The 5,459-nt window shown below is 55.3% G+C and carries 5 protein-coding genes, 1 tRNA gene and 1 rRNA gene; 2 read left to right on the top strand and 5 right to left on the bottom strand.

What is annotated here, in order from left to right; translation table 11 throughout:
• Nucleotides 1-63: 63 nt before the first annotated feature.
• A tRNA-Thr gene (locus tag QMM04_RS20535) sits at nucleotides 64-139 on the top strand.
• 32 nt (nucleotides 140-171) lie between these two features.
• A 5S ribosomal RNA gene (gene rrf, locus QMM04_RS20530) occupies nucleotides 172-287 on the top strand.
• A 152-nt stretch (nucleotides 288-439) separates the two neighbouring features.
• On the opposite strand, the gene QMM04_RS20525 is transcribed toward rrf, so the two are convergent.
• The 5 genes from QMM04_RS20525 to fis form a co-directional block, all read right to left on the bottom strand.
• The gene (locus tag QMM04_RS20525; RefSeq protein ID WP_058759889.1) at nucleotides 440-1,201 is read right to left on the bottom strand and encodes an amino acid ABC transporter ATP-binding protein; all 762 of its coding nucleotides are present in this window, start codon (nucleotides 1,199-1,201) and stop codon (nucleotides 440-442) included.
• A gap of 8 nt (nucleotides 1,202-1,209) precedes the next feature.
• Entirely contained in the window at nucleotides 1,210-2,310 is a 1,101-nt protein-coding gene (locus QMM04_RS20520) for an amino acid ABC transporter permease (protein ID WP_282996893.1), read from the bottom strand.
• A 15-nt stretch (nucleotides 2,311-2,325) separates the two neighbouring features.
• Complete coding sequence (locus QMM04_RS20515) at nucleotides 2,326-3,504, bottom strand: amino acid ABC transporter permease (protein WP_021508165.1); 1,179 nt, start codon at nucleotides 3,502-3,504, stop codon at nucleotides 2,326-2,328.
• A gap of 66 nt (nucleotides 3,505-3,570) precedes the next feature.
• Nucleotides 3,571-4,596, bottom strand: a complete 1,026-nt coding sequence (locus tag QMM04_RS20510; protein WP_058759887.1) for an amino acid ABC transporter substrate-binding protein — start codon at nucleotides 4,594-4,596, stop codon at nucleotides 3,571-3,573.
• Between the two features lie 537 nt (nucleotides 4,597-5,133).
• Nucleotides 5,134-5,430, bottom strand: coding sequence for a DNA-binding transcriptional regulator Fis (fis, locus tag QMM04_RS20505; protein WP_003855228.1), 297 nt, complete (start codon nucleotides 5,428-5,430; stop codon nucleotides 5,134-5,136).
• Between the last annotated feature and the right edge of the window lie 29 nt (nucleotides 5,431-5,459).

Genomic DNA, 5,459 nt, shown 5'->3' with positions numbered 1-5,459 from the left:
CGATGGTAGTGTGGGGCCTCCCCATGCGAGAGTAGGGAACTGCCAGGCATCAAATTAAAGTGTGCTGATATGGCTCAGTTGGTAGAGCGCACCCTTGGTAAGGGTGAGGTCCCCAGTTCGACTCTGGGTATCAGCACCAGTTATGGCATGAGTTCGGTTTAAAAGAATTTGCCTGGCGGCAACAGCGCGGTGGTCCCACCTGACCCCATGCCGAACTCAGAAGTGAAACGCCGTAGCGCCGATGGTAGTGTGGGGTCTCCCCATGCGAGAGTAGGGAACTGCCAGGCATCAAACACGAAAGCCCTGAACATCTGTTCAGGGCTTTTTTGTTTTCCGCGATGACCTTTATCTCAATAAAAACGCTCAATAAAATCCACAGGCATAAAAAAAGCCCCTGCCATGCTGGCAAGGGCTGAATGATGCGGCTAATCGGGTTCGCTTAGTGGATAACCTGCGACAGAAACGCCCGGGTCCGCTCGGATTTCGGATTCGCAAAGAACTCTTCCGGCGGCGCCATCTCCACGATTTCACCGCGATCCATGAAGATCACCCGATCGGCAACCGTACGCGCAAAGCCCATCTCATGCGTCACACACAGCATCGTCATCCCGTCTTCCGCCAGACCGATCATGGTATCCAGCACCTCTTTAACCATCTCAGGATCGAGCGCGGAGGTGGGTTCATCGAATAACATAATCTTCGGCTTCATACACAGCGAACGGGCGATGGCCACACGCTGCTGCTGCCCGCCAGAGAGCTGCCCGGGAAACTTATGGGCATGCTCAGCAATGCGCACGCGCTGCAGATAGTGCATCGCCAGCTCTTCGGCCTCTTTCTTTGGCATCTTGCGTACCCACATCGGTGCCAGCGTGCAGTTCTGCAGAACGGTCAGATGCGGGAAGAGATTGAAGTGCTGAAATACCATGCCGACTTCAGTGCGCACGCGTTCAATATTGCGCACATCATCATTCAGGTGGATGCCGTCTACGACAATCCGTCCCTGCTGATGCTCTTCCAGATGGTTGATGCAGCGAATGGTGGTAGATTTACCGGAACCCGAAGGGCCGCACAGCACGATACGCTCGCGCGGTTTCACCTGCAGGTTGATATCTTTCAGTACGTGGAATTGCCCGTACCATTTATTCACGTTTTCGAGCGTAATCATCATGGCGTTGGCCGCCGTTGTCATAGTTTGTGTCATGTAAAACCTCAGTGCGATTTACGCCCGGTGTGAAAGCGCTTTTCCAGATACTGGCTATAGCGCGACATGCTAAAACAGAAAATCCAGTAAACCAGTGCAGCGAAGACATAGCCTTCGGTCGACATACCCAGCCACGTAGGGTCGACGGTTGCCTGCTGCACGCTACTGAACAGATCGAACAGGCCGATGATGATCACCAGGCTGGTATCTTTAAACAGCGCGATGATGGTATTCACCAGACCAGGAATGGTCAGCTTGAGCGCCTGCGGTAAAATCACCAGCGCCTGGGTTTTCCAGTAGCTAAGCGCCAGCGACTCGGCTGCTTCGTACTGGCCTTTCGGCAATGCCTGCAGCCCGCCGCGCACCACTTCCGCGACATACGCCGACTGGAACAGGATCACGCCAACCAGCGCTCGCACCAGTTTATCGATGGTGGTGCCCTCCGCCATAAACAGCGGCAGCATCACTGAAGACATGAACAGCACGGTGATCAGCGGTACGCCACGCCAGAACTCAATGAAAATCACCGACAGGGTGCGCACCACCGGCATTTTTGAGCGCCGGCCCAGCGCCAGCAGAATGCCGAGCGGCAGCGCCCCGGCAATGCCAACAGATGCGATAATCAGCGTCAGCGTCAGGCCGCCCCACTGGCGCGTTTCCACGCGATCCAGCCCGAAATAGCCGCCATACAGCAGCAGCCAGACGACGACCGGATAGATCACCGCCCAGCAGGCGATATAGCGGCCGCGGCGCGGCATGGATTTGATAAACATCGGCACAATCGACAGCAGGCCAATCACCAGCGCCAGATTGATGCGCCAGCGCAGCTCATGCGGATAGAGCCCGTACATGAACTGGCCAAAGCGTGCGTGGATAAAGACCCAGCAGGCGCCCGCTTTCGTACAGTCCGCACGGGTTTCGCCAATCCAGTTAGCCTGGAAGATCAACCAGTTCAGCGCCGGCGGGATAACGCTCCAGATAATCCACAGGCTGAGTAACGTGAGCAGCGTATTCAGCCAGCTGGAGAACAGGTTTTTACGCGCCCAGAGCCAGGCTTTACCCATTGGATTGCCCGACACCGGCGGCGTTTCGTGTGTGGTTACAGACATAATGGTTCCGTTCTCTTAACGCTCAACCAGCGCAATTTTGCGGTTATAGAGGTTCATCAGCAGCGAAATGAGCAGACTGATAATCAGATAAACCGCCATGGTGATGGCAATGGTTTCAATTGCCTGGCCAGTCTGATTCAGTACGGTGCCGGCAAACAGCGACACCATATCCGGATAGCCGATCGCGGCCGCCAGCGAGGAGTTTTTTACGATGTTAAGGTACTGGCTGGTGAGCGGCGGGATAATCACGCGCATCGCCTGCGGAATGATCACCTGACGCAGCGTAACCGGGTTGGGCAGCCCGAGCGAACGTGCCGCTTCGCTCTGACCATGTGGTACTGACTGAATCCCGGCGCGAATCACCTCAGCAATAAAGGAAGAGGTGTAGATCGACAGTGCCAGCGTCAGCGCTGCCAGTTCCGGAATCATGGCAAAGCCGCCGCGGAAGTTGAAGCCGCGCAGCTCGGGCACATCCCAGTGCGTGGCGGCACCAAACAGCGTATGGGCGATCAGCGGCAGCAGCACAATTAAACCGGCCGCAGCGGGCCAGGTGCGGCGCAGCTGACCGGTTTTCAGCTGATGCTTGCGGTTGAAGCGGAACAGCGCGGCGCTGGCGGCGATGGCAATCGCCAGCGCGATCAGGAATGGCCAGGTGCCGGGTGCATACTCCGGCCACGGTATATACAAACCGCGGTTGCTGACAAAAGCCAGATCGAACGCGTTCAGCGCCTGACGCGGGCCCGGCAGATTGCGCAGCACGGCAAAGTACCAGAAGAAGATTTGCAGCAGCGGCGGGATATTACGAAACGTCTCGATATAAATGGTCGACAGCTTGCGCAGCAGCCAGTTATCCGACAGGCGCGCCAGACCGATGGCGAAGCCGAGGATGGAGGCGAAGACAATACAGAGCGCGGAGACCAGCAGGGTGTTGGTTAACCCGACCATAAACACGCGCGCGTAGGTATCACCTTCGCTGTAATCGATCAGATGCTGGACGATGCCGAAACCGGCGTTGCGCTCAAGAAAGCCAAAGCCGGAGGTGATACCGCGATTGGCAAGGTTGATCACCGTGTTGTGGATCAGATAACCCACCACAGCAAACACCGCCACAATCGCGACAATCTGGTAAAGCCAGGCGCGAACCGTAGGATTACCGAACGAAAAATCCCTTTTCACGGTTGGGCGTTGCGACATGTTAAAACCTCAGTGAAGAATACGCGTGGGCACCGCAGGATGCGGTGCCCGACTGGCAGGAGACAATTAACGCACTGGTGGAGCGTACTGGATGCCGCCCTGGTTCCAGAGCGCATTCTGGCCACGTGCAATTTTCAGCGCGCTGTCTTTACCAACGTTACGATCGAACACTTCCTGATAGTTGCCAACCTGCTTGATGATGTTGTACGCCCATTTGTTGTCGAGCTTCAGGTCTTTACCGAAATCACCTTCAGCGCCCAGCAGGTGTGCCATATCTGGCGTGGTAGGTTTCGCCGCCATCTCATCGACGTTCTTCGAGCTGATGCCCATCTCTTCGGCATTCAGCATAGCGAACAGCGACCATTTCACGATGGTGAACCAGTCATCATCACCGCGACGCACGACCGGGCCCAGCGGCTCTTTTGAAATCACTTCTGGCAGTACGATGAAGTCATCCGGTTTGCCCAGTTTGATGCGCAGTGCGTACAGCTGTGACTGGTCAGAAGAGAGGGTATCGCAGCGGCCGCTGTCGAGCGCTTTAGCGGATTCATCAGAGCGGTCGAAGGTGACCGGCGTGTACTGCATTTTGTTGGCTTTAAAGTAGTCCGCCACGTTCAGCTCGGTGTCGGTACCGGCCTGGATACACACGGTGGCGCCATCCAGCTCTTTAGCGCTTTTCAGACCTGCTTTCTTGTGGGTCAGGAAGCCGATGCCGTCATAGTAGTTCACGCCAGCGAACAGGAAGCCCATACCGCCGTCGCGTGATGAAGTCCAGGTGGTGTTACGTGACAGAATATCGACTTCGCCTGACTGCAGCGCGGTGAAGCGCTCTTTCGCCGTCAGCGGGGTGTATTTTACTTTGCTGGCATCGCCGAAGACCGCAGCGGCGGCAGCGCGGCACACGTCAACATCGATACCGGTGAATTTACCGCTGGCGTCAGCGTAGGAGAACCCTGGCAGACCATCGCTGATACCGCACTGTATAAACCCTTTTTTCTTAATGGCGTCCAGCGTGGTGCCTGCGTGCGCCTGCTGGGTCACGGCGAACAGCGAGGCGGCAGCAATCAGGGTGGAAAGCATCATCTTTTTCATAAAGCATCCTGTGTGGCGAGATCGTGTGTTGTTATGTTTGCGCGCACTTTACTGTGCGCTTATTTCTTTCTGTGGCGTTTGGCCATCCACGACACTGCAAAGCTGATGCCAGGTTTGCAGAATCCTGAATTCACTGGAAAGATCTTTTAATAAACGGACGTATCCGGAAAGTTGTCGCTACTATCGCGCACCAAAAGGCAGCATGACGAGTCGCCACGATCACAAATAGTGCAAAAAGTTTCACTATATGGAAGCAGTGTGAGCTAACGCTCACCAGCAGCTGTACGGCACAGAAGAATTACCGCTGAACCGGTTCAGGATCACAAACAAAGCGGGCTGCAGGCGAATCGGGACAATTTCATCTGCGCAAAAACAGGGCAGGGCAGCAGCCCTGAGAGAGATGAGCTATCACGCTGGCGATTGCAACTATCGTTACCATTTTGACGATAATCGTTTCATGCGGTGTTAACAGGCGGGAAAGACAAACAAAAACGCCAGCCCGGGGGCTGGCGTTATCGCAGCAATGAACCAGACCGCTTAGTTCATGCCGTATTTTTTCAGCTTTTTACGCAGCGTACCGCGGTTGATGCCCATCATCAGGGCAGCGCGGGTCTGGTTGCCACGGGTATACTGCATCACCATGTCCAACAGAGGCTGCTCGACTTCAGCCAGTACCAGCTCATACAGGTCACTTACATCCTGACCGTTCAGTTGAGCAAAATAGTTCTTCAGTGCCTGTTTAACCGAATCACGCAGAGGCTTTTGCGTCACCTGATCCTGTGAGTTAACGGTAGAAACGGTCAGTACGTCAGAATTTACGCGTTGTTCGAACATAGTTCTTTCAGCTCTTTATTTCGTTTACG

Source organism: Pantoea sp. Pa-EAmG, from assembly GCF_030024295.1.
GTDB classification, from domain to species: Bacteria; Pseudomonadota; Gammaproteobacteria; order Enterobacterales; family Enterobacteriaceae; genus Pantoea; species Pantoea dispersa.
This window is presented reverse-complemented; position numbering and strand designations above follow the sequence as displayed.